Raw genomic sequence first — 21651 nt, forward strand, 5'->3', positions numbered from 1 at the left:
TCTGCGACTGAGTCGACAGTGACCCGACGGTTCAGCCGACCGGCGTGGGGAAGCCCCGACCGTGGTCGGCCTGGAGCCGGAGCATGGCGTGCTCGACCACCGTCACCAGCACCTGCTTGACCGAGTCCCGATGCCGGGCGTCGGTCATCACCAGCGGCACCTGCGGCGAGATGGCCAGCGCCTCGCGGACCTCCTCCAGCTCGTACTGGGGAGCGCCGTCGAACCGGTTCAGCGCCACCACGTACGGCAGGTTGCGGTTCTCGAAGTAGTCCAGCGGGGCGAACGCGTCGGTGATCCGGCGCGTGTCCACCAGGACGGCGGCACCCACCGCGCCCCGGATGATCTCGTCCCACATGAACCAGAAGCGGGTCTGACCCGGTGTACCGAACAGGTACAGGATCAGGTCCTGGGCCATGGTGATACGACCGAAGTCCATGGCGACCGTGGTGGTCTCCTTGCCGGGCACCTTGGACGGATCGTCGATGCCGACGCCGGCAGCGGTCATCACCGCCTCGGTCGTCAGCGGCGTGATCTCGGAGATCGCGCCGACCAGGGTCGTCTTGCCGACGCCGAAACCGCCCGCGACGACGATCTTCGCGGAGACGATTCCCCGGCCCGGCCGCCCCCCAGCGGGGTCATAGCCTGCGAAGTCCACTTAGCACCCTTCCAAGCAGTTCCATCCGCTCCTCGAACCCCTCGGCGGGAGCAGCAGTGTGTAACGTCAGCAGGCTCTCGGCCACCATGTCGGCGACCAGTACCCGGGCGACGCCCAGCGGCATCCGGGTGTACGCGGCGATCTCCGCCAGCGACTGTGCACGGCCCTCGCAGACCGTGGCGATGCGGTGCTTGTCGTGCCCCGCGAAGCGGGACTCGGCAACCTGGGTGGGCGAGGCGGTGAGGACCGCCTCGAGAGCGATGTCCTGCCGGGGTTCGGTACGACCACGGGTGACCGCGTACGGGCGTACCAGAGCGCCGCGCGGGTCAGCGCGTCGCTGGTCCATCCCCGATCACCTCCTCGTCCCCCGCGGAGCCGGCACACACCGCCTCCCCTCCCTGTTCCGGCGCGCGGGCCGCACGCCGGTTCGCGGCACTACGAACGCACCGCGTCCCGTGGCAGCGGCACCAGCGCGGCGCCCACCCGCTCCACCAGCAGGGCCATCTCGTAGCCCACCTGGCCCACGTCACAGCTCCGCGCGGCCAGCACGGCCATCGACGAGCCGTCGCTGATCGACATGAGGAAGAGGTAACCGCTGTCCATCTCGATGACGGTCTGCAACACCCCGCCCGCGCTGAACATCCGTGCCGCGCCCTCGGTCAGGCTCACCACACCGGAGGTGATCGCGGCGAGCTGGTCCGCCCGGTCCCCCGGCAGGTCCCGGGAGGACGCGAGCAGCAGCCCGTCGGCAGACACCGCCACCACGTGGGCGATGCCCGCCACGCTGTCGGCGAAGTTGGTGAGCAGCCAACCCATGTCCTGCATGGCAGCTGGCCTGTTCATCGGCTCTCCTTGGTCGAGGTGCTGTTCAGGTCCGTACCGGCCGTCCGACCGCGCTGCACGCCACGGTGGTAGGCCGACAACAGGCCGCGTACTTCGTCGGGGGTCCGCCGGCTGCGGTCCCGACCGCTCTTGGGCTCGATGCCGCCCGGCACGAGCTGCGCCTGCGGCACCCGCTTGGGCAGACCCGAACGGGTGGTGCCGGCGGCGGCCGGCTCGGCGGCCCGGCTTGCCAGCGTCCACCCCTCGTCGGCGGCCGTCCGCCAGGCGTCCCGGTCCGGGCCCGGGGAGGCCGCGGCCGGCGCGGGAGCGGCGACCGGCGCCGTCGGGGCGGCCGGCGGCGGGGTGTACGACGGTGGCGGCGTCGGTGTCGGTGTCGAGGTGCCCCGACCAGCGGTCTTCGCGGTGCCGAATCCGTCCATGCTCCCCACGCTCTGTGCTCCGGTGCCCTCGGAACTGCCCGGGGTCCGGGTGGGCAGCGGCGGTCGGGCCGGCGTGGTGGCCGGCGCGGACGCGGTGGTCGACGGAACACCGTTGGTCGCGCGCGAGCCGCCGCCGACGGGTGCGGGCGGGGTGTCGAACTGCGGCCGGGTGAAGATCGCGGTGGCGTCGTCGCCGTGCGACCGGAACCAGACCGCCTCCATCTCCCGGAAGATCGGCGCCTCGGCGGGGAACTCCGGCCGGGTGCTGACCGGCGCGGCAGGCGTCGGCGGCACCGCGGGCGACATGGACGGGGCCGGCACGACGGGCTGCACGGGCGGTGCCGGCCTCGCGGGCGGCGCCGGCGGGGCGACCGCGCCCGGCCCGGCGACCGGGCCGACCGGCAGCACCGGCGCGTTCCGGCCGTCCGGGGTGTCGGCCGTCGTGCCCCGCCGGGGCAGGGCGTCGATGGTCGGGTACGCCACGGTGGGGCTGCCCGCCGAGACGCCATTGCCGTACGCCGGGCGGTTGGGCGGCACCGGAACGGACGGCGCGGCGGGCGGCATCGTGGGGCGTGCCCCGGCGTAACCGCCGGCCTGCACCGCCGGGGCGGTGTCCCGCGCGTCGAGCGGGGACTGCCACTGCGCGGGGGCCGGGGCGTTGGTCCGCCACTGATCCGGCAACGTCGCCGCCGAGGCGGTCGCGCCGGCGTACGACTCGGCGTGGCCGACCGGGGTGAGCGGCGTCTGCTCGACGGCCATCGGCTGGCGCGGCCGGGTGATCGCCTGATCGCGGCCACGGCCGCTGGGCAGGATCACGGTGGCGGCGGGCAGCGTCACCTGGGCGACGGTGCCGCCCTCGACGTTGCGCCGCAGCTCCACCCGGATGCCGTAGCGGGAGGCGAGCCGGCTCACCACGGCCAGACCCATCAACCGGAACGCGGCGACGTCCACGCTCGGCGGGGCGGCCAACCGGCGGTTGAGCGAGTCGAGCTGCTCGTCGGTGAGGCCGAGCCCGCGGTCCTCGATCTGGATGAGCACGTAGTCCCGGATGCGGCGACCGTCGGCGACGACAGTGGTGTTCGGCGGCGAGAACCGGGTGGCGTTGTCGAGCAGTTCGGCGACGAGACGTACCACGTCGTTGACCGCGTGCGCGGCCACCGAGATGTCGGTGTCGACGGTGCCGAACTCGATGCGGTTGTAGAGCTCCACCTCGGACTGCGCGGCGCGCAGGACGTCCACGACCAGCGCGTCGTCGCGGCGCGGTACGGCCGAGTCGGCGCCGGCCAGGACCAGCAGGTTCTCGTCGTTGCGGCGCATTCGGGTGGCCAGGTGGTCCAGCTCGAAGAGCTGGGCCAGCCGCTTCGGGTCCTCCTCGCCGCGCTCGATCGCGTCGAGCTCGCCGATCATCCGGTCGACCAGGGTCTGACTGCGGCGAGCCAGGTTGAGGAACATCGCCGAGACGCTGGTCCGCAGCGCGGCCTGTTCGGCGGCGACCCGCACCGCCTCGCGGTGGACGACATTGAAGGCCGACGCCACCTGGCCGACCTCGTCGCGGCTGTTGAGCTGGATCGGGTCCCGTACCTGCCGGACGATCTCGTCCACGCCGCCGTCGCCGACGCTGCCCATGTTCTGCAGTCGCTGCACGGCGTCGGGAAGGTCGTGGTTGGCCACCGCGAGCGCGCCCTCGCGCAGGCGGCGAAGCGAGTCGTTCAGCGACCGGGCCAGTACAACGGCCAGCGACACGGCGATGATCAGGGTGAGCAGCACCAGGATCGACTCGACCACGGCCTGCCGGATGACGTCCGAGCGCGCCTCGTCGGCCTGCTCGAGCAGCCGGTCCTGTAGCTGGATCTCGGCCCAGCGCATCAGGTCGTTGACCGCGCCGATGGCGGCGGTGGCGTCCTGCGCGCTCACCAGCGGGCGCTGCCCGACCGAACGGGTGATGTCGCTGGCGACCCGGTCGGAGAGACCGACCGCGTCACCGGAGACGGTGCTGTCGACCAGAGCCCGCTGCACCGGGTCGGCGGCGAGCGAGAAGGAGACAAGCGCCTCCTGCTGACTGGTCAGCGTCGCCACGAAGGAGGAGAACTGCTCCGGGTCGAGCTGGCCGGCGGTCAGCGCGGTGAAGGCGACCGCCTCCTCCTCGGCGACGGCGGCCTTGGCGCGGGCGAACGCGGCGACCGCCCGGCGGCTGTCCGACAGGCTCTCGTCGCCGGGCAGCTGAGCCAGCCCGTCGCCGTAGCTGATCAGGTCGGTGAGGATCACGCCGTAGCGCAGCACCGCCTCGGCGACCGCCATCTGCCGGCGGTCCAGCACCTCCTGGCGGGTGCCGTCCAGGGTGGCCAGGTGGTCGTCGATCGCCGCCAGCCGGTCCCGCAACGCCGTCGGCACCTCGCCGATCCGGTCACGCTCGGCGCGGTACTCGTCCACCCGCTGCTGCGTCTGGCGTACCCGAAGGTTGTACGCGTCGGCCGGCTGCTGCGGAGCTGCCAGGTAGGCCGCCGCCGCCATGCGCTCGGCCTGGAGGTCCTGGGTCAGCGCGCTGACGTCGATGGCCAGCGCGGTGAGTGACCGGGCCCGGGTGGCGTCGTAGGCGCCCTCACCCACCGAGATCAGACGGACGGTGGCCAGCGCGATCACCGCCGCCACCGGAACGACCAGGATCAGCGCCAACTTGGACCGGATCCGGGCGTCCCGCAGTCTCGGCATGCGCCGGCGCGTACGCCCGGTATCGCCGCCGAGCGCGGGCAGGGTCGTCGGTCCGGTGCTCACGACATCGCCTCCGTCGTTTCTTCCCCGCCTGACCCGCCGAACCGTGCCGGGAGCGGAGGGGACCACGCGCGGCACGGCCGCGATTTCATCAGAGAAGATCGTGTTTGGGAAGCCGCAGTGATGTAGGAAACGGTCGGACGGCGCGGAACCCTTGATGCGGTCAACTGATACCTTCATTTCCGCAAGCCCCTGAACAGGGCATGTAACTCCAGAGTGGTCACGCGTGTATGCAAAGTGAGGTTTTGCAAACATTGCGTTACCCCAGCATGTGGGATGGCCGTCCCGAAAATGCAACCGGGGTCCGCGCTTGACCACAGCGCCGGCCATTGGCAAGGTTTTGCAGGCTTCGCGCACACACCGTACGGCAGACGAGATCCCGTCCTCCAGTGAGGACGGATTAGCGGCGGTGACCGGGCTGCGCCCGCGCCCGCACCTGGAGGACTGAGTTGAGCCCCATCCGCTCCGCGACCATCGCGGCGCTCGCATCGGCCTTAGTGGCCACCACGCTCACCGGCTGTCAGTTCGGCGAGGCGGAGCAGGACACGAGTCCGATCGTGATCGCCGCCGACCTCGAACTTTCCGGTGCCGCCGCGCCAATGGGCCGGGCATACCAGCGCGCGCTGGAACTCAAGAGGGACCAGTTGAACTCCTCCGGAGCACTGAACGGCCGGAAGATCGACCTGAAGGTGAAGGACAACCGTTCCGACGCCGCCGAGTCACTGCGCAACATCGCCGACTTCAGCAGCGATTCGCGGGTCAGCGCGATCGTCATGGGCGGTTGTAACGAATGCGCGGTCGGCGCGGTCGGCGTCATCAACGAGAAGCAGATTCCCACCATTGCGCTCGCCGCTTCTGGGGCGATCTCGAACCCGGTCGCCGATCGTCGCTACGTGTTCAAGCTGGGCCCGAACGCGGCCGACAGCGCCTCCGCCCTCACCACCGAACTGCGCCGCAAGAACGTCAAGAAGGTGGCCCTGCTCGCCAGCAACGACGACTACGGCCGCGAGGGCGTGGTCGCGCTGCGTCGCGAACTGGGCAAGGCCACCATCAAGGTGGCCGGCGAGGGGTCGGTGAAGACCACCGACACCGAGGTCAGCCAGCAGGTCGGCAAGCTCGCCAAGCTCAAGCCCGACGCGCTGGTCGTCTGGACTCCGCCGGAGCAGGCCGCGCTGGCCGCGACGAGCGCACAGCAGGCCGCGTTCCGCGGGTCGCTCTTCTTCGACGCGGGCGCGGCCGGGGACCTCTTCCTCGGCGCGGCGGCCCGAGCCACCGAGAAGGCCACGATGGTCTTCACCCAGACCATGGTGATCGACGACGTGATCGCCACCACGCCGGCCAAGGCGGCCCGGCGGCAGTGGTTCCAGGACTACACGGCCCGCTACGGCGGCTACAACGGTTCCTCCTCGTTCGCCGCCGACGCGATCCAGTTGATCGTCGACGCCGAGCAGCGGGCCGGCGGGCCGGCGGGGAAGGTCGACCGGGGCGGCATCCGCGACGTGTTGGAGACGTCCCAGATCGACGGCCTCTCCGGTCCGATCCGTATGACGCCCGACAACCACTCCGGCCTCATGCCCCAGGCGCTCACCACGCTCGTGGCGCGTAACGGACGCTGGCGGCTGGCGGGGTAGCTCAGGTTGGGGGTGGTGGCCTACCGCGCCCGGCTCCGGGCGGTCAGGCTTGATCCCTGCGCCGGGCACGGTAGGCCACCACCCCTCCGCGTCACCGTGAGCGAAAGAGCCGGCCTCTTCGGGAGGCCGGCTCTCGCGACTCAGAAGGAGTACGAGCTGGGCCGCGCCGGCGACCGCGAGGGTAATTCCGTTCTCGCACGAGCGTTCGGGACCGGGGTATGCCAAAGGCCCCCGAACCGGGGGCCTTTGGGGGGTGCTGAGTCAGGAGACGGGGCCGACAGCCTTCGCCAGGGCGACGAAGCCCTGCCACTGCGCAGGCCCGAAGGCCAGCGTCGCGCCATCGCGGTCCTTCGTGTCCCGGACGAGGACGACGCCGGGAAGGTTGTCGGCGACCTCGACGCAGTCACCGCCGTTGCTACCGCTCTTGGTGCTCTTGCGCCACTGCGCGCCGGTCATGTCCATGGCGTTGCCGCTTCTCTCAAGAGTTCCACTGATCGCCCCCGGGGTAGTGCCTCGCTCCGGATGCGTTCCCACCGTCGTTCGAGCGTAGCAATTTCGGACGCCTGCTCAACGATCTGAGCTTGCGCCTGGCTATCTACGTGCGCCACTCGCGTCCCGTCCGGGAGATCGGCAATGGTGAACGGTCCGTTTAGGCCGGGATAGGCTGTCGCCTCGCGCGGCACTACGTGAAGCTCAACGCTGGGTAGCTCAGCGCAGCACACCAAGTGTTCTAGCTGACGGGCCATGACCGACCGATCTGCGGTGATAGGGCGCTCCAGCACGGCCTGGTCAACGACGGCGACGAACAACGGGCCCCGCTCGCGAGTCAGGACGGATTGCCGGTTGATGCGCGCAGACACCAGCTCGTCTATCTCGGTTGGCGAGAGCGCCTCCCATGCGAGTGTGGCCCGCGCATACGCCTCGGTCTGAAGCAGGCCAGGTACCCATGCGAGTTGGAAGGCGCGCAAAGCGACCGCCTCCCGCTCGATGTCGACCCATGGCCGAAACCAGGAAGGTTCCCGACGTTTCAAGACGTCCGGCCATAGCTCTGTTTGTTCGCGACCGAGTAGCGCGGCAACCTTCGCGCGGTGACGGGTCTGCGGGATGCTCCCCGGGTTCGCCCACTTGGCTGCGGTCTTGGGGTCGACGCCGATCTGAGCTGCGAGGCTGTCCGCTGTCTCGCCCGTGGCAGACATGGCCTCGATTACGGCGTGGTTCATCCGCCACCTCCGCGAAACGTCGTGTACGTCTAAAGGAGATAGTGCTACGCAGTGTATTCGTCGCGCAACAGTCGGCAAAGTGCCTTCTAGACGGCGCGGCCGGTGGAGGACCCGAACCCGGCGGACGCGTTCGTACGGGGCCGCCCCCTCCGGCAAGCACGTTCGGGGGCGGCCCCTCCCAAGGTCACAGTGCGAAGGAGGCATCGTGCGCTTCACGTTCTGGCGCGGCAAACCGGTCCCGAAGGTGCAGGACCTCCGCGTGAACGGAGGTCAGGAATGATCTCCACGCAGGTCTCCGTCCCCGAGCGGGGTCCGGTCGCGGACCGCCCGCGTCGGCACGGCCAGGCCCCACCGCACACGCCCTTACGGCCGCACTGGGCGTGCCGCGCCGACGGTCAGCCATGGCCGTGCGCGACCGCGCGACTCATGCTCAAAGCCGAGTACGAGAACAAGATGCCGAGCCTGTCGATCTACCTGGCCGGGCTGCTGTACGAGGCGATGCGCGACCTGTACCACCTGAACCCGCACGACGGGCCGAGCCCGCGAGCCCTGTACGACCGGTTCGTGGGATGGGGACCGTTCCGTAGACCGATCGTCGAACATCCGCGTTGAAACACCTCCCAGCACGGCTGCGGCGTGCCGCTGCATCCGCCATCGCCGGCGATCTTGGACAGTTTCCGTTAGCTGCCAACGGAAACTGTCCAAGATCTACGCGTGCCACCTGCTCGTGACGTGGCGGACATGGTCAGCGGCTGCTGGTGGTCTCCCGTACCCAGGGCAGCGCGATCCGCTCGACTAGCACGAGTGCGCTGTAGAGCAGGATGCTGACCAGCGCCACCAGCATGATCGCCGCCCAGGCGGTGGCGGTGTCGCCGACGCCCGCGTACTGCGTGATGACGTACCCCAGGCCCTTCTCCCCGGCCTGGAACTCACCGATCACCGCGCCGATGGCCGCCAGCGGCATGGCCACCTTGAGCCCGACGAAGATCTGCGGCAGCGCGGCCGGGAACCGCACCTTGCGGAACGCCTGCCAGCGGGAGGCGTTCCACGACCGGACCAGCTCGGCCAGGTCGGCCGGCGTGGTGGTCAGACCCGTCGCGGTGGACAGCACGATGGGAAAGAAGCAGAGCAGGAACACCATGGTCAGGATCGGCCTCTGACCCCAACCCAGCGCGACCACCAGCAGTGGACCCAGGGTGATCTTCGGCACGGCGTTCACCGCCACCAGCAGCGGGGTGAACATCCGCTCGACCGTCCGGGAACTGGCCAGGGACAGTCCGATCAGGACACCCGCGGCGGCCGACAGGACGAACCCGATCAGGATCTCCAACAGGGTGGCCCAGGTGTGCTCCAGCATCTGGGCGGGCTTGTCGACGAACGCGGTGAGCACGCCCCCCGGCGGCGGCAGGGCCGCCGGGTGGACCAGCTCCAGCCGGGCGACCAGCCACCACACGGCCAGGGCGACCACGAGACCGGCCGCGGGCAGCAGCGCCGCCCCGGTCCCCGCGCGCAGGCCGGCGCCCCGACCCGCCCGACGTGCCTGGAGTCCGGCACCCGGGGGTGGGGGCACCGTCACCGCCGGCTCGGCTGAGCGGACGTCGGTCATCTTGTCCTCCTCGTGAATCGCCGACCTGGGGGCCGACGAGCGACGGGGGTACGCCCCACCGGAGACCGGCGGGACGTACCCCCTGGTGACGACCGGACGATCAGGCCTTCGGCGCGAGGCTGAAGTCGATGATCTGCTCGGGGGTGATGTTCTGCTTGAGCGCGCCCGCGCCCTGCAGAATCGCGATGCTCTTCGCCACGCGGCCGCTGTCCAGCGTGCCGATCGCGGTGCCGGAGTTGCCGGAGCGCACGTACGCGGCCATCAGGTCCAGCTCGGCGGCGGCGGCCACCGGGTTGGCGGCGTCGACGTTCTTCTTCAGGATCTCGCCGGCCTCCTTGGAGTTCGCCAGGCTGTACTCCAGGCCCTTGAGCAGCGCAGTGGTGAAACGCTTCACCATCTCGGGCTTCTCCTTGGCGATCTTGCTGGAGGTGATCAGCACGTTGCCGTAGAGGTCCTGCATGACGTTGCTGTACGGCAGCATGACGGCCTTCTTCTTGGCCACCGCCTCGATCGTCGGCTGACCGACGACGAACTGGCCGATGCCGTCCACCGAACCGGAGGCCAGCGTGCCGATCAGCGCCTGCGCCTCACCGTTGACCCAGGTCACCTTGCTGGCGTCCACGCCGGCGAGCCGGGCGTACGTCGGGAACAGGTTGCGCACCACGGAACCGGGGGTGTCGGCGAGCTTCTTGCCCTCAAGGTCCTTGGGCGAGTTGATGTTCTTGCCCTCGACGGTGGCGATGCCCGCCATCGTGCGCTGCTGGATCGCGGCCACGGCGGTGAAGTCCTTCGCCTGACCGTTGCCGAGCTGGAGCAGACCGCCGGTGAGGTCGATCGGCCCGAAGTCCGCCTGGCCGCCGACGACCGTCTGGATCACGCCGCCGGTGCCCTGGCCGGCCTTGATCTCGACGTCGAAACCGGCCTCCTTGAAGAAGCCCTTCTCCTTCGCCACCCAGGCGTAGGAGTCACGGCCGAAGTTGCCGAAGGAGGTGAGGTAGGTCACCTTCTCCAATGCTCCATCCTTGCCGCCCTTGGCGTCGGACGAGTCCGACCCGCTGCTGCAGGCGGAGACGAGGGCGAGGGCGGTGGCCAGCGCGGCCGTAGCGACCGTACGGGTCAGCCTTCTCATCAGTAGCACCATGTCCTTTCCGACCGGGGCCGGGGGCCACCGGAGGGGGTTGTCGCGACAGTACCGGCGGGAGGGGCAAGCCGGGCACCGCCATCGTGAGGGGACTCTTCGCGGCCACAGCGTACGAGAAACCCACAGTTGCGATGCCAGGCGTACCGGGTTGCGGATCGGAAACATCCTGACGACGACCCCGGACGGCGCGACTTGTCAACAGGGCGGCTAGCCTTTGTCGGATTCCTGACCGTCCACTCAGCGGAGGTCCGCGCAGATGATCCGACTGTCCGGGGTGTCGCGTACCTTCGAAGGCCGGTCCGGCCAGGTCGAGGCCCTGCGCGGCATCGACCTCGACGTCGCCGAGGGCGAGTTCGTCGCCGTCCTGGGGCGCTCCGGCTGCGGCAAGTCCACCCTGCTGCGGTTGATCGCCGGGCTGCTCCCGATGACCTCCGGCGAGATCACCGTGGCCGGTACGCCCATCACCCGACCCCGCCGCGACATCGCCATGCTGTTCCAGAAGCCGGCGCTGCTGCCGTGGCGCAGTGTCCTGGACAACGTCCTGCTGCCGGTGGAGATCTTCGGCTGGAGTCGTGCCAAGCACCGCGAGCGGGCCCGGGAACTGCTCGACGTGGCAGGCCTTGCCGGGTTCGAGAAGCGGCTGCCGCACGAGCTCTCCGGCGGCATGCAGCAACGGGTGTCGCTGTGCCGGTCGCTCATCGGTGAACCCCGGGTGATGCTGATGGACGAGCCGTTCTCCGCGCTCGACGCGCTCACCCGCGAGGAACTCTCCGGCGAACTCCAGCGCGTGCACATGGAGAACAAGCCGAGCATCGTCTTCGTCACCCACTCGATCGACGAGGCGGTGCTGCTCGCCGACCGGGTGGTCGTGCTGAGCCCCCGCCCCGGCCGTATCCGCAAGGTGGTCGAGGTGGCCATCCCCCGCCCGCGCACCCTGGGCCGCAACGCCCACCTCGCCGACGTCGCCCAGGTCAGCGCGGACCTGCACGAGCTGTTGATGGAACGCGACCAGCCGGCCGAGGCCGGCGTGGAGGGACGATGACCATGCGGGTGTCGGTATTCACCGAGCCGCACCGGGGCGCCGACTACGACACCCAGCTCCGGTTCGCCCGACTGGCCGAGGCGGGCGGCTTCGAGGGCTTCCTCCGCGCCGACCACTACCAGTCGATGGGCGACGACAGCGGCCTGCCCGGCCCGACGGACGCCTGGCTGACCCTCGCCGCGCTGGCCCGGGAGACCGAACGGATCCGGCTGGGCACCCTGGTGACGTCGGCGACCTTCCGCCTGCCCGGCCCTCTCGCCGTGCTCGTCGCACAGGTCGACCAGATGAGCGGCGGCCGGGTCGACCTCGGTATCGGCGCGGGCTGGTACCAGCGCGAGCACACGTCGTACGGCATCCCGTTCCCGGCCGTCGGCGAGCGGTTCGACCGGCTGGCCGAGCAGCTCGAGGTGATCACTGGGCTGTGGTCCACCCCGCTGGGCGAGACGTACAGCTTCACCGGTGACCACTACCGACTGGTGGACGCGCCCGCGCTGCCCAAGCCGAGGCAGGTGCCCGGCCCGCCGATCATCGTCGGCGGGCGCGGTCCCAAGCGGACCCCCGAGCTGGCCGCCCGGTACGCCGACGAGTTCAACATGCCGTTCAAGTCCGTGGCCGAGACCGCCGGAGCGTACGACCGCGTCCGGGAGGCGTGCGACCACGGGGGTCGGGCGGAGAGGGGGCGAGCCCCGCTGGTGCTCTCCGCCGGGATCGTGGTGGCCGTCGGACGTACCGACGCGGAGGCCGCCCGCCGGGCCGCGCCGCTGCACGAGAAGAGCGCGCTGCCACCGGAGGACCCGGTGGTGGGCTCGCCGGCAGAGCTGGTGCAGCGGATCGGCGAATTCGCCGAGATCGGCGCCACGCGGGTGCACCTGCGCCTCACCGACCTCGACGACCTCGACCACCTCGAACTGATCGCCGCCGAGGTGCTTCCCCAACTGGACGGTGGACGATGACCGATGTGATCGACGGCACCGAACTCGGGCCCGTGGGCCAGGAGATCGTGTACGAGAACGACCGGGTCCGGGTCTGGCACATCCGGCTCGAACCGGGCGAGCGCCAGCCCCTGCACCGGCACGACCACCCCTACCTGGTGGTGGCGATCCAGGGCGCGAAGAACGTCGTGCAGACGATCGACGGCACCCGGATCGACGCCGACGAGCCCACCGGTGGGGTCGTCTACCGCGACCCCGGAGCGGTGCACATGCTCACCAATGTCGGGGACACGACATACCTGGCCCGACTGGTCGAACTCAAGTAGACCCGCCGGGCGCGCCTCGGCGCGCCGCGCGGCGCGCCGGTGGCGATCGGGTGTACCAGGTGCGTAACGTGCCGGACATGGCCTATCGGACCTGGGGCAGACTGCTGCTCACCGCGCTCGGGGTGAGCGTGCTGGCCGGAGCCGGCCAACTCGGCGTCGCGTACGGCTTCGGCATCGTCCGGCTCACCGGCGCCTTCACCGGCTCGACCGTCAACCAGTGGCCGGCCCAGCTCGTCTGGGTGGGCTGGTTCGCCGCGAACGCCGCCGTCGCCGGCGCCGTCCTGACCGGACGTCTGGCCCGCCGGGACACCCCGCCGGCCAGCACCGGCCGACACCTGGCCATCGGTGGCGCCGCCGCGCTCGGCGCGACGGCCGTCGCCCCGCTCTGCATGCAGCCCGCCCGAGCCGCCGAGTTGATCTCGGTGGACCCGGTCTGGGCGGTCGGCATCTGCGCCATCCTCGGGGCGGTCGTCGGAACGGGGGCGGCCATCGCCGTACTGCTCCGGCCGGAACTGGGCTGGAACATGGCGGCCGTGGCGGGGACGATCTGGCTGCTGGCGTTGATCTCCGTCCTGCCGTCGCTCGGCACGACCGGTCCGCTGCCCACGGTCCGACTCGGCGTACTCGAACCGAACTGGTTGGACGCCGCCGCCGCGCAGAGCCTGGCGCTGCTCCTGCTGCCGATCGTGGCGCTGCTCGCGGGAGCGGCGACCGCCGGACTGGCCCGCTGGCGCGGCCAGGTCCCGCTGATCAGCGCGGCGACCGGGGTGGCCGGTCCGGTGCTGGTGGCATTCGCGTACCTGGCCGCGGGCCCTGGCGACGCCGTCGACCGCTACCAGACGACCCCCTACTACGCAGCGCTGATCGCGGTCCTCGCTGGCGCCCTCGGCGCGACGGCAGCCGCCCTGCTGCGCTGGCCCCTCGGCGTCCGCGCCGCCGACTCCGAGGCGATCACACCGACCGACATCCTGCGCCCGCTGCCCGCCGGCCCGACGCTGCCGGGCAGCGAGCCGGTGACGTCGACGGATCGGACCGAGGACCACTCCGGGCACGCCGGCGGACAGCTGGTCGAGACGGCTCCGGGTCCGCGCGCCGGTGACGACACCCCCGGTGTACGCACCGTCCCCGCCCACTGGGACTGGCCGTCTGCCACGGCGAGCGGCCAGCACGGCCCGGTCCCCGCCGAGGCGACGCGCCCGGGCCAGGCCCCTCGACCCGCCGGCCCCCGCCAGCGGTCCGACACCGCCGTGTCGGCAGGGGACGCCGCGACCCCGGACGCGTTCGCCGCCAGCGGGCGGCACGAGCCCACGCCGCCCCGCGCCTCCTGGCTGACCGACCCGACCGGCGAGTTCACCGCCGGGCGGCAGCAGTCGAGCCGCGACGAGGACGCGACCGCCGGTGCCGCCGACCCGGTCCGTGCCGTTGCGAAGCCCACCACGGCCGGGACGGCAGCCGTCAGCCCGACGCCCGACGCGGTCGACGACAGCGCGAGTAACAGCGGCACGACTGGCCGCAACGAGCCGGGCAGCGACCACACGACGATCAGCGGCACCGTGGCCCCGCTCGCCACCGATGCTCCGCTCACCACGGACAGCTCCGGTGAGACCGGCACTCCGGTCGCGGGCACCACCGTCACTCCGACCACGGGCACCACCGTCACCCGGACCACGTCCAGCGCAGGCACGCCGAGCGCGGACAGCGCAGGCACGCCGAGCGCGGACAGCGCGGGCGACCGGGCCGCCGACGCGTCCCCGCCCAAGCCGCGTCGCTCGCGCAAGCCGAAGTCCGTCCCGGCCGCCACCCCGACAACCGCCGCCGACGACGGCACGGCGGCAGCCACCGGAACGGCACCCACCGAGACGAGCGCCAGCGCGACGGCCACGGCCGGTACGGCACCCACCGGGACGAGCACCGAGGGGGCGACCGGCGGACGCGCCAAGCGGACGACCCGCGCCGGCAAGGGCGCCGACGTGCCAGGCGTCGACCCCGATCGGGCGCTCGACCAGGACGCGCCGCGCCCCTGCGCCGACGAGAGTGGAAGCGCCGAGCCTGGCGAAGCGGCACGGATTGCCGGAACCGACTCGCAGGCCCAGACCGCCGAAGAGGATGCGAGCCGGCTCGCCGAGACCGCCGAAGGTTCCACGCCGGTCACGAAGTCCAGGGTGGGCCGCCGCACCGAACAGGCAACGACCGAGGGCCGCGCCGGCACGTCGCTGTTCGGCGAGCCCACTGCCGGCGACGCGGGGGGCGACCGGTGGACGCCGGCGGCTCCCGCCTGGTCGGCCACCCCGTCCTGGACCACGGCGTCGACCGACCCGGAACCGCCGACCGCGGACACGCCCGCGAGCGCCGAGGCCTCGACCGACTGGACGCCCCGCTTCCGGCACCGGGCACCCCTGCCCGACCTGAGCCGGGTGCCCACCTGGGACGCCTTCGACACCACCCGCCGCGCCAGAACACCGGATCAGAGCACCGGTACGCCGGACCAGAACACCAGCGCGCCCGAGGGAAGCGCATCGCCCGCCACGACCGCCGACACCACCGGACCAGCCGTCAGCACGCCGGGCCAGACCCTCGGCGGGACCGGCCGGACCGACCAGGCCAGCGCGATGGCCGCCCTGGCGAGGTCCATCGTGCCGCCGTCGATCACCCCGGTCGTACCGGAGCAGGGCGGTGCGTCCATCACCGCCGACAGTGCCGAGCCGGCGGACGATCCCGCGCGGGCGTCCACCGACGACGGGCGGCAGTCCTCCCGGCGGGGGCGGCTCGGCGGCCTGTTCCGGCGTAACCGGGTGCGGGCCGACGAGGAGAGCCGGCCCGCGCCCGACGCGGCGGAGCCGCTCCCCGCGCAGGACGAGGAGTTCGTCGACTGGGTCGCCGGCCTCAGCAAGCCGGTCACCGACAACGAACCCGAGCCGGAGAACGGCCGTCGCTCGCTGCGCTCCACCGGCCGTCACCACCGCGAGTGAACGGCGAGCTTGATTGACTCTGGTTCCGTGAATCCGGGGCCTTCCCGCCGGCCAGGACACCCGGACTTCCCGGAACCAGAGTTGACCATGCCGAAGCGGCCGCTCCGTCAGGCGAGCGGTAGGTAGACCTTTCCGCCGCCGGAGACGAACTCCTCCGACTTGTCCTTCATGCCACGGGCCGCGTACTCCTTCAGCTCCTGCGTGATCTTCATGGAGCAGAACTTCGGACCGCACATCGAGCAGAAGTGCGCCGTCTTCGCCGGCTCGGCGGGCAGGGTCGCGTCGTGGTACGACCGAGCGGTCTCCGGGTCCAGCGAGAGGTTGAACTGGTCCTCCCAGCGGAACTCGAACCGCGCCTTCGACAACGCGTCATCCCACTCCTGCGCGCCCGGGTGACCCTTGGCCAGATCGGCCGCGTGCGCCGCGATCTTGTACGCGATCACGCCGGCCTTCACGTCGTCGCGGTCCGGCAGGCCGAGGTGCTCCTTCGGAGTGACGTAGCAGAGCATGGCGGTGCCGAACATGCCGATCATCGCCGCGCCGATCGCGGAGGTGATGTGGTCGTACGCGGGCGCGATGTCGGTGGTCAACGGCCCGAGCGTGTAGAACGGGGCCTCGTGGCACCACTCCTGCTGGAGGTCCACGTTCTCCTTGATCTTGTGCATGGGCACGTGGCCGGGGCCTTCGATCATCACCTGGACGTCGTGCTCCCAGGCGACAGTCGTCAACTCGCCGAGGGTGCGCAGCTCGGCGAACTGCGCCTCGTCGTTGGCGTCCGCGATCGAGCCGGGCCGCAGCCCGTCGCCGAGCGAGAACGTCACGTCGTAGCGGGCGAGGATCGCGCACAGCTCGGCGAAGTTGGTGTAGAGGAAGTTCTCCTCGTGGTGCGCCAGACACCAGGCCGCCATGATCGAGCCACCCCGGGAGACGATCCCGGTGACCCGGTCCACGGCCAACGGCACGTACGGCAGCAGCACCCCGGCGTGCACCGTCATGTAGTCGACGCCCTGCTCGGCCTGCTCGATCACGGTGTCCCGGAACACCTCCCAGCTCAACTTCACCGGGTCGCCGCCGACCTTCTCCAACGCCTGGTAGATCGGCACCGTCCCGATCGGCACCGGCGAGTTCCGCACGATCGCCTCGCGGGTCTCGTGGATCCGCTTGCCGGTGGACAGGTCCATCACCGTGTCCGCGCCCCAGCGGGTGGCCCAGGTCAACTTCTCGACCTCCTCGGCCACCGACGAGCTGACCGCCGAGGTGCCGATGTTGGCGTTCACCTTGACCAGGAAAGCCTTCCCGATGATCGCCGGCTCACACTCCGGGTGGTTCACGTTGAGCGGCAGCACCGCCCGACCGGCGGCGATCTCGGCCCGCACCAGCTCCGGGTCGACGTTCTCCCGGATCGCCACGAACTCCATCTCCGGCGTCACCACGCCGGCCCGCGCGTACGCGAACTGCGTCGGACGACGACCGTCCATCCCGGCCAACGGCGTACCCGCGCCCCGCACCGGCGCCACGTCACCCCGCTCGGCTATCCACGGGCCGCGCAGCGGTGGCAACCCCACCTGCGGGTCCGATCCCGGGCCGGACGTGTCGTAGAGCCGCACCGGCGGATGATCGCCGGTCAGCGCCACCTCCGCGAACGGCACCCGCACATCCGGCCGCGAACCCTCGACGTACACCTTGCCTCGTGCCTGCATGACAACCTCCCTGGTGATCAGGCGGACCAGCCGAAGTGATCCAGCGGTCCGCGCCCCGCGCCCAGCTCCCAGTTCCGCCCGCCGGTCAGCGCGCGGAACACGTACTCCTTGGCGACCTGCACGGCCGCCGGCACCGGATCGCCCAGCGCGAGCCGCACGGCGATGGCCGCCGAGAACGAGCAACCGGTGCCGTGGGTGTGCCGGGTGTCCACCCGGGGCGCGCGCAGCAGGGTGGTGACACCGCCGCCGCACAGCACGTCGACCGCCTCGTCCCCACCCACGTCACCACCGGTGACGACCACGTACTCCGGACCGCCGGCGGCCAGGGCCTCGGCGGCCACGACCATCGCGGGCACGTCGTCCACTCCTCGTCCGGTGATGGCCGCCGCCTCCGCGCAGTTCGGCGTCGCCACCCGCGCGTACGGGAGCAGCCGCTCCACCGCGCCCACCACGCCCAGCCGGTGGCCGCTCGTGGCGACCAGCACCGGATCGACGACGAGCTGGGGCAACCGGCCGTCCCGGGCGGCCTGGGCCACCACGTCGGCGACGGCCGGCGTGCCGAGCATCCCCGTCTTGACCGCGCCCACGGTGAAGTCGACGAGCACGCTGTCCAACTGCTCCCCGACCGTGCGCGGCGGCAGCGGCAGGACGGCGTCGACACCCCGGGTGTTCTGCGCGGTGACCGCTGTCAGGACACTCGTGCCGTACGCGCCGAGCGCCGCGAAGACCTTGAGGTCCGCCTGGATTCCGGCGCCGCCGCCGGAGTCGGAGCCGGCGATGGTCAGGGTTGTTCTTGGTGTCATGTTGCCTCTTTGGTTGCGCTTTGGGGCTGCGGCCGACCGTGCCGGCTTTCTAGGAGCTTCTGGGTGACCGCCTCGGCGAAGGCGCTGGTCAGCAGGTGTGCTGTTGCAGACGGATTGTCTGCTCGCATGAGTGCGCCGAGGACTGCTACTCCGGCGGCTCCTGCCTCGACGCAGGCGGTTACCTGTTCCGGGGTCTCCACTCCACCTAGGGCCAGGAGTGGCACCGGGCTGGCGTCGACAAGCGTGCGCAGCCCTTCGACGTGCAGGGGTGGGCCGTAGCCGGGCTTTGTCCGGGTGGGCCAGATCGGGGAGACCGTGGCGTAGTGCTCGGTGGTCAGACGGTTCAGCTCGGCCACGCTGTGGCAGGAGCGGCCGACCAGCGGCAGAGCCGGCGGCGGGTAGGGGCCGGCGGCCGGCAGGTGGACGGCGTCCCCGCCCAACGGGTCGGGGCCGGCCACGATGAGGGTCCCGCCGGCGTCGGCGAGGATCGCGCGCAGGTCGACGGCGAGAGCGGCGCGTTCGGCGCGGGGCAGGTCCTTCTCCCGGAGCACGACCCAACGCACTCCCCCGGCGACCGCCCCCGCCACGACACGTTCGAGACCGCCCCTGGCGACCAGCCGGTCGGTCAACAGGACGACCCCCGGCAGCAACCCCGTCACAGGTCCGGTCTTCCCTCGTCGGAGGTGGAGGGCAGGGCGTGGAAACGCCGGGCGATCCGGCCCGCGCCCGCGGCGAGGCGTCCGGCCTCGACTGCGTACCGCATCGCCGTCGCCATCGCCACCGGGTCGGCGGCCCGGGTGACCGCGCTGGCCAGCAGGACCGCGTCGCAGCCCAGCTCCATGGCCAGCGCCGCGTCGGACGCGGTGCCGATGCCGGCGTCGAGGATCACCGGGACGTCCACGCTCTGCCGGATCAGCCGGATGTGGTGCGGGTTGCCGATGCCGAGCCCCGAGCCGATCGGCGCGCCGGCGGGCATCACCGCGGCGCAGCCCACGTCGGCGAGGCGGCGGGCGAGCACCGGGTCGTCACTGGTGTACGGCAGCACCGTGAAGCCGTCCGCGACCAGTTCCTCGGCGGCGCGGAGCAACTCCACCCCGTCGGGCAGCAGCGTCCGCTCGTCGCCGATGACCTCCAACTTCACCCAGTCGGTGTCGAACGCGTCGCGCGCCAGTCGGGCCACCTTCACCGCCTCGGTCGCGGTGTGGCAGCCGGCGGTGTTCGGCAGCAGCCGTACCCCGCGCCGGTCCAGCAGTTCCAGCAGCCCACCCCCGGTGCCCGGCGCGGTGTCCACCCGGCGCAGCGCCAGCGTGACCAGCTCCGTACCGGACGCCCGGATCGCCTGTTCCAGCACGTGCAGGTTCGCGGCCCCACCGGTGCCCAGGATCAGCCGGGAGCCGAACGTCGTCCCACCCAGTTCGAACGGCACGCCGCTCACCCGCCCTGCGCTGCGGTGAGCACTTCGACGCGGTCGCCGTCGTGCAGCTCCGTGACCGGCCAGCCGGTCCGGGGCACCACCTCGCCGTTGACCGCGACCGCGACGCCACGCTGGTGCGGGGCGACGTCACCGACCAGATCGGCCACCGACGCGCCGCCGGGGACAGTGCGCCCGGTCCCGTTCACCGTCAACTCCATCACTCCTCCTCGAAACCGCGCATCGGGCCGGCGAACCGGTCGGCGCCGAAACCGGTGAGCAGCGGGTCGGGTACTCCGGTAAGCACCAGGTCGGTGATCGTCTCGGCGGTGACCGGGGTGAGCACGATGCCGTGCCGGTGGTGTCCCGTGGCGGCGAGCACGTCCGGCCGGCCGGGCAGCGGCCCGAGGATCGGCGCGTTGTCCGGGGTGCCGGGCCGCAGACCGGCGACGGCCTCCACCAGGTCGTACTCGGCCAGCTCGGGTAGCAGGTCGACACCGGCGCGCAGCAGTCGCTGCACCGCGCCGGCGGTGACTGTGGTGTCCGACCGCTCCTCGACCGTCGCCCCGAGCACCACCTCACCGTCGGTGCGGGGCACCAGGTAGACGTGCTCGCCGTCGGCGTACCCCCGGATCACGTGCCGGAAGCCCGGCGCGACGCCGCCGGGCGCGCGCAGCCGCAGGATCTGGCCCTTCACCGGCCGCACGGGCAGTCCGGTGAGGGCGGCGGCACCGCAGCCGGCCGCAACCACGGTGACCCTGGCGTCCACGTCGGACAGCCGCCGGACCGGTCGCGGCACGAACGCCGCGCCAGCCCGCCGCGCGGCCGTGCGCAGCGCCGGTACCAGCAGCCGGGGATCGACCTGGTGGTCGGTGGGCGCGAGCGCGCCACCGCGCACCCGCGGGGCGAGCGCCGGCTCGCGGTCGCGCAGCTCGGTGGGGCGCAGCGGCGTCACCGGCAGACCAAGACCCTGTTGGTACGCCCAGAGCCGGCGCGCCTCGGCCAGGTCGTCACCGGTCAGCCCGACCATCAGCGTGCCCTCGCTCCGGTAGCCGATGAGGGTGCCGCTGGCCTCGGTCAGCTCGGCGGCGAACGTGGGCCAGCGGGCGGCGGAGGCCACCAGCAGCTCGGTCAGCCGACGCTCACCGAAGTACGCCTCGGCGACCGGAGAGAGCATCCCGGCGGCGACGCCCGACGCCCCCGATCCGGGTGCCGCGTCGTGTACCTCGACGCGCAGGCCCCGGCTGGCGCAGCGCCACGCGACGGCCAGCCCGATCGGGCCCCCGCCCACCACCGCCACCTCGGTACGCGTCACGCCAGCGCCCGCAGCAGTTCGGCGGTCGCCCGCGCGGGGTCGGCGGCCGCGCAGATCGCCCCGACCACCGCCACCCCGTACGCCCCGGCGGTCCGGAGCGCTGGCACCCGGTCGGCGGTCACCCCGCCGATCGCGATGACCGGCACGTCGACGGCGTCGGCGACGTCGCGTATCCCGACGGTTCCGATGGGGTCGGGCAGACCGACCTTGGTGCTGGTGGCGTGGCACGGGCCCACGCCCAGGTAGGTGGCCCCGGCGACGACGGCCTCGGTCGCGGTCCTCGGCTCGCGGGCGGTGGCGCCCAGCACGCGGGTTGCGCCGAGCACGTGCCGGGCCGCGGCGACCGGTAGGTCGTTAGCGCCGACGTGGCCACCGGCGGCGCCCACCGCGAGCGCCACGTGCAGCCGGTCGTTGACCAGGCACGTCGCGCCGTACGACGCGCACAGCGCCAGCACCCGGGCGGCCAGGTCGTACGCCTCGCGGTCGGTGGCGGAGTCCTCCACCCGGACCTGCACGACGAGGTCGGCGCGGGCCGCCGCGAGGGCGGCCCGGACCACGGTGAGTGGATCGCGCCCGGGTCGGGTGTCGGTGATCAGATGCAGTCGGCCAAGGGACGGCACGGCAACGCTCCTCCCTGCGCCGGCATTACCCGGATCAGGTTCGACGGTCGGGGGCTGTCAGCCCCCCTCTCAGCCCGGTACACCGGGCTCCCGTGGGTTACTTGCGTGTCACCGTACGACATATCGCCTCCCCTGCCAAGGGAGAACCCGCCGCCCCGGCGCGAGAGATCGATCGGGGTGCTTTCTCCGGTCCTGTTCGGAATGTCGCCCGCCGTTGCAGAACCGTTACCCGCCGGCATCTTGCCGGAC

21 protein-coding genes and 1 riboswitch are annotated in these 21651 nt (G+C 71.9%); of the genes, 6 read left to right on the top strand and 15 right to left on the bottom strand.

Annotation, left to right across the window (positions count from 1 at the left end):
* Positions 1-31: 31 nt before the first annotated feature.
* From ACGFH9_RS01850 to ACGFH9_RS01865, 4 genes are all read right to left on the bottom strand, one after another.
* Positions 32-655, bottom strand: a complete 624-nt coding sequence (locus tag ACGFH9_RS01850; RefSeq protein ID WP_393213836.1) for an ATP/GTP-binding protein — start codon at positions 653-655, stop codon at positions 32-34.
* A complete protein-coding gene (locus tag ACGFH9_RS01855; RefSeq protein ID WP_007465174.1) occupies positions 636-1001 on the bottom strand; it encodes a DUF742 domain-containing protein in 366 nt (121 codons plus the stop codon). Before ACGFH9_RS01855 ends, ACGFH9_RS01850 begins: the two co-directional genes overlap by 20 nt.
* A gap of 89 nt (positions 1002-1090) precedes the next feature.
* A complete protein-coding gene (locus tag ACGFH9_RS01860) occupies positions 1091-1498 on the bottom strand; it encodes a roadblock/LC7 domain-containing protein (protein ID WP_007465177.1) in 408 nt (135 codons plus the stop codon).
* Positions 1495-4689 carry a nitrate- and nitrite sensing domain-containing protein gene (locus ACGFH9_RS01865; RefSeq protein ID WP_393213840.1) on the bottom strand — a complete coding sequence of 1065 codons (3195 nt, stop codon included), beginning with the start codon at positions 4687-4689 and terminating at the stop codon, positions 1495-1497. Before ACGFH9_RS01865 ends, ACGFH9_RS01860 begins: the two co-directional genes overlap by 4 nt.
* Positions 4690-5135: 446 nt before the next feature.
* On the opposite strand from ACGFH9_RS01865, the gene ACGFH9_RS01870 reads away from it, so the two are divergent.
* Positions 5136-6317, top strand: a complete 1182-nt coding sequence (locus tag ACGFH9_RS01870) for an ABC transporter substrate-binding protein (RefSeq protein ID WP_393213843.1) — start codon at positions 5136-5138, stop codon at positions 6315-6317.
* 261 nt (positions 6318-6578) lie between these two features.
* On the opposite strand, the gene ACGFH9_RS01875 is transcribed toward ACGFH9_RS01870, so the two are convergent.
* Both ACGFH9_RS01875 and ACGFH9_RS01880 read right to left on the bottom strand, forming a co-directional pair.
* Positions 6579-6779 (bottom strand): DUF397 domain-containing protein, encoded by a 201-nt coding sequence (locus tag ACGFH9_RS01875; protein WP_393213846.1) that lies wholly within the window; start codon positions 6777-6779, stop codon positions 6579-6581.
* Entirely contained in the window at positions 6770-7537 is a 768-nt protein-coding gene (locus ACGFH9_RS01880) for a DUF5753 domain-containing protein (RefSeq protein WP_393213849.1), read from the bottom strand. Before ACGFH9_RS01880 ends, ACGFH9_RS01875 begins: the two co-directional genes overlap by 10 nt.
* 276 nt (positions 7538-7813) lie before the next feature.
* On the opposite strand from ACGFH9_RS01880, the gene ACGFH9_RS01885 reads away from it, so the two are divergent.
* The gene (locus ACGFH9_RS01885) at positions 7814-8149 is read left to right on the top strand and encodes a hypothetical protein (RefSeq protein ID WP_393213852.1); all 336 of its coding nucleotides are present in this window, start codon (positions 7814-7816) and stop codon (positions 8147-8149) included.
* A gap of 133 nt (positions 8150-8282) precedes the next feature.
* Here ACGFH9_RS01885 and ACGFH9_RS01890 read toward each other — a convergent pair whose 3' ends face one another.
* Both ACGFH9_RS01890 and ACGFH9_RS01895 read right to left on the bottom strand, forming a co-directional pair.
* Complete coding sequence (locus tag ACGFH9_RS01890; RefSeq protein ID WP_393213855.1) at positions 8283-9143, bottom strand: ABC transporter permease; 861 nt, start codon at positions 9141-9143, stop codon at positions 8283-8285.
* A 100-nt stretch (positions 9144-9243) separates the two neighbouring features.
* A complete protein-coding gene (locus ACGFH9_RS01895) occupies positions 9244-10272 on the bottom strand; it encodes an ABC transporter substrate-binding protein (RefSeq protein ID WP_355242072.1) in 1029 nt (342 codons plus the stop codon).
* Between the two features lie 268 nt (positions 10273-10540).
* Between ACGFH9_RS01895 and ACGFH9_RS01900 the strand changes: the two genes are divergently transcribed.
* The 4 genes from ACGFH9_RS01900 to ACGFH9_RS01915 all read left to right on the top strand — a co-directional run bounded on the left by ACGFH9_RS01900 (position 10541) and on the right by ACGFH9_RS01915 (position 15553).
* Positions 10541-11326 carry an ABC transporter ATP-binding protein gene (locus ACGFH9_RS01900; protein ID WP_393213858.1) on the top strand — a complete coding sequence of 262 codons (786 nt, stop codon included), beginning with the start codon at positions 10541-10543 and terminating at the stop codon, positions 11324-11326.
* Between the two features lie 2 nt (positions 11327-11328).
* Positions 11329-12279, top strand: a complete 951-nt coding sequence (locus ACGFH9_RS01905) for an LLM class F420-dependent oxidoreductase (RefSeq protein WP_393214235.1) — start codon at positions 11329-11331, stop codon at positions 12277-12279.
* The gene (locus tag ACGFH9_RS01910; RefSeq protein WP_266246239.1) at positions 12276-12584 is read left to right on the top strand and encodes a cupin; all 309 of its coding nucleotides are present in this window, start codon (positions 12276-12278) and stop codon (positions 12582-12584) included. Before ACGFH9_RS01905 ends, ACGFH9_RS01910 begins: the two co-directional genes overlap by 4 nt.
* A gap of 77 nt (positions 12585-12661) precedes the next feature.
* On the top strand, positions 12662-15553 hold the full coding sequence (locus ACGFH9_RS01915) for a hypothetical protein (RefSeq protein ID WP_393213861.1): 2892 nt from the start codon (positions 12662-12664) through the stop codon (positions 15551-15553).
* A 107-nt stretch (positions 15554-15660) separates the two neighbouring features.
* On the opposite strand, the gene thiC is transcribed toward ACGFH9_RS01915, so the two are convergent.
* From thiC to thiE, 7 genes are all read right to left on the bottom strand, one after another.
* Complete coding sequence (gene thiC, locus ACGFH9_RS01920; RefSeq protein WP_393213864.1) at positions 15661-17253, bottom strand: phosphomethylpyrimidine synthase ThiC; 1593 nt, start codon at positions 17251-17253, stop codon at positions 15661-15663.
* Positions 17254-17270: 17 nt separating this feature from the next.
* Positions 17271-18056: a bifunctional hydroxymethylpyrimidine kinase/phosphomethylpyrimidine kinase gene (gene thiD / locus ACGFH9_RS01925; RefSeq protein ID WP_393213867.1), complete on the bottom strand. Its 786-nt coding sequence runs from the start codon at positions 18054-18056 to the stop codon at positions 17271-17273.
* Positions 18053-18715: a thiamine phosphate synthase gene (locus ACGFH9_RS01930; protein WP_393213870.1), complete on the bottom strand. Its 663-nt coding sequence runs from the start codon at positions 18713-18715 to the stop codon at positions 18053-18055. Before ACGFH9_RS01930 ends, thiD begins: the two co-directional genes overlap by 4 nt.
* Positions 18712-19491 (bottom strand): thiazole synthase, encoded by a 780-nt coding sequence (locus tag ACGFH9_RS01935; protein WP_393213873.1) that lies wholly within the window; start codon positions 19489-19491, stop codon positions 18712-18714. The genes ACGFH9_RS01930 and ACGFH9_RS01935 overlap by 4 nt, the downstream gene beginning before the upstream one ends.
* Positions 19488-19688: a sulfur carrier protein ThiS gene (thiS, locus tag ACGFH9_RS01940; RefSeq protein ID WP_393213876.1), complete on the bottom strand. Its 201-nt coding sequence runs from the start codon at positions 19686-19688 to the stop codon at positions 19488-19490. The genes ACGFH9_RS01935 and thiS overlap by 4 nt, the downstream gene beginning before the upstream one ends.
* Complete coding sequence (gene thiO / locus ACGFH9_RS01945) at positions 19688-20782, bottom strand: glycine oxidase ThiO (RefSeq protein ID WP_393213879.1); 1095 nt, start codon at positions 20780-20782, stop codon at positions 19688-19690. The genes thiS and thiO overlap by 1 nt, the downstream gene beginning before the upstream one ends.
* Positions 20779-21402, bottom strand: a complete 624-nt coding sequence (thiE, locus tag ACGFH9_RS01950; protein ID WP_393213882.1) for a thiamine phosphate synthase — start codon at positions 21400-21402, stop codon at positions 20779-20781. Before thiE ends, thiO begins: the two co-directional genes overlap by 4 nt.
* Positions 21397-21506, bottom strand: a riboswitch (TPP riboswitch). It overlaps the preceding gene by 6 nt.
* Between the last annotated feature and the right edge of the window lie 145 nt (positions 21507-21651).

It is taken from the genome of Micromonospora sp. NPDC049102 (assembly GCF_043197485.1).
Classification (GTDB): domain Bacteria; phylum Actinomycetota; class Actinomycetes; order Mycobacteriales; family Micromonosporaceae; genus Micromonospora.